Raw genomic sequence first — 2,197 nt, forward strand, 5'->3', positions numbered from 1 at the left:
AAGACTATACCGCTTAAGGGTATCATTACCATAAATCCTCTTTAAGCGTGTAGTCTCTTCAGTCCGTATTGTTTCAACGCCTGACTTAACAAGTAATTCATACATCCTCTGATGCGACAATATGGCTAAACCAGGATTTTCCTTTACAATTGTCAGATAATCTAATAAAGTACCCTCAAACTTGTATTGTTTATGGTCATCGCGATCTTGCTTAATTAATTTTTCAAAATCATAGGCCATATTACATGCCTCCTTTTTATATTTATCAAGGGGTCGACTAAACAATATGCGAACTTACTCTTAAATCCATTTTTATTATGTCACGTTAGAAAAGAACCTGCTTTTTACTAATTTATTAACTTCACAAAAAAATTGGGCCTGTCTTAATAAAAAAAAAGCAAATGATGTGTAAAATCACACCATTTGCCATTGCTCTTCTTAGCTTACTTGTTATTTTTTCAATTTTTCCCCCACAAATAACATGCCAATAATATGCCCGTTTTTATCTTTGAGTGGTTCATAGTTGACAATATACCACTGCCGCATTACCGTTGCTCGGCCAATATATTCGGTATCACGTTCGAGTACAGCTTTTTCAACATAATTAGCCGCCGGTGTTCCGATAGCCCGCCGGCCTGATTTTGTAGTCACAGTTGTGGCAATCCGGGTATTCCCCAGGAAAACAGTAAAGGCAGCCCCTACCTTTTGTGCGATTTCATCAACTAGCCGGTCATTATTATTAATAACCAAATCGCCGGCAGCCAACTGATTACTGCTATTTATGTATATAATTCCATGCTGCGTTAATAACGCCCGGGCTTTATCCATTTTATCTTTAATTCTTTTTCTAGTGGTCTCATCGACAGCTATAAATTGAGCTGTCATTTCCTCCATGCTTTGGGCCATACCATCAAGTTCATGTGCTGATGCTGCGATTTTTTCGATGGTTGCAAAAACCTCTTCACTCGCAGCATTAATTTCTTGACTAGCACCAGAGAAATGGCGGGCAATAGTAGTAATTTCACTAATATTAACAGCAATATTCTCAATATCGGTTGCAACCCCTGCTGTGTTTTTAGCCATAAATGTAACTTGTTCACTTAACTTTTGGCTTATGGTAATAATGCGGTTTAATGCAGTTTCAGAACCACCGGCCATCTCAGTTCCTTTATTCGCCTTGTTAAGGGCGTCCTCAATAGCTGACACTGTATCAATGGTCTCTTGCCGTACTCCCAGTACCAGGCTGGTTATTTCTTCTGCTGACTGGCGTGAGCTTTCTGCCAGTTTGCGCACCTCATCCGCGACTACGGCAAACCCCCGGCCTTGCTCACCTGCCCTGGCTGCTTCAATAGCTGCATTAAGTGCTAAAAGATTAGTCTGAGCGGCAATGGCCGTGATCACCTCAACAATTTGCCCAATCTGATTGATCCGTCCGGCCAAACCGTGGATGGCTTTAGACGAGACATCCATCTGATTCTTAACCCCGGTCATGGTTATAATCGCCTCTTTGACCTGGTTTACACCCTCAATTGCGCTGGAATTGGCCTCTTTAGCCAGCTCAACAGTCTGAACAGCCAATCGATTAGTATCCTGCACCTGAGTGCTGGCATGCGTAGCAGACTGACTACACAGTTCAATATCATGCACCTGACGGGAAGCCCCGGCTGCGATCTCTCCCATATTCTCGGTGGTTTGCCGCATGGCTTCTGTGGTCTGCGATGTGTATTCAGACAAATAATTACTGGCTGCTGATACTTTGCCGCTTATCTGAGTAATTTCCCCTACCAAATCCGAAATTTTACCCATAACATTATTAGTTGTATGGGCTAACTGGCCTATCTCATCATTTGTTTGGATCGTTAACTTTTTACTAAGATCCCCGCCGCCACCAGCCATTTCCCTCAGACTGGCCAATAGTTGGTGAATAGGATTACCAATAATTCTGGTAACAAAAAGCGCCCACAGCGCCAGCGCTAAAACCGATACAATAATGTATATAATTATAATTGCCTGAAACTTATTAGGAGAGAGAACGCCCATCAGCAGCAAGATACCTACCAAAGGAGCCAAGCCGGTAAAAAATAGGCAGAATGTCAATTTTCCGTTAATACTTTGCAACCATTTTAGCATCTCAAGCATTTTTATGAAGTCACTCCCTTCAAACTTTAGTAAGTTAACTAGTATTTAAATTCACTAC

The 2,197-nt window shown here is 41.6% G+C and carries 1 protein-coding gene and 1 pseudogene; both read right to left on the bottom strand.

What is annotated here, in order from left to right; genetic code table 11:
• A pseudogene (locus VN379_RS11080) lies at positions 1 to 240 on the bottom strand (serine protein kinase); the annotation flags it as partial.
• 210 nt (positions 241 to 450) lie between these two features.
• Positions 451 to 2,139, bottom strand: coding sequence for a methyl-accepting chemotaxis protein (locus tag VN379_RS11085; protein ID WP_325533757.1), 1,689 nt, complete (start codon positions 2,137 to 2,139; stop codon positions 451 to 453).
• Positions 2,140 to 2,197 lie beyond the last annotated feature (58 nt).

It is taken from the genome of Sporomusa sp., assembly GCF_035561255.1.
Lineage (GTDB): Bacteria > Bacillota > Negativicutes > Sporomusales > Sporomusaceae > Sporomusa.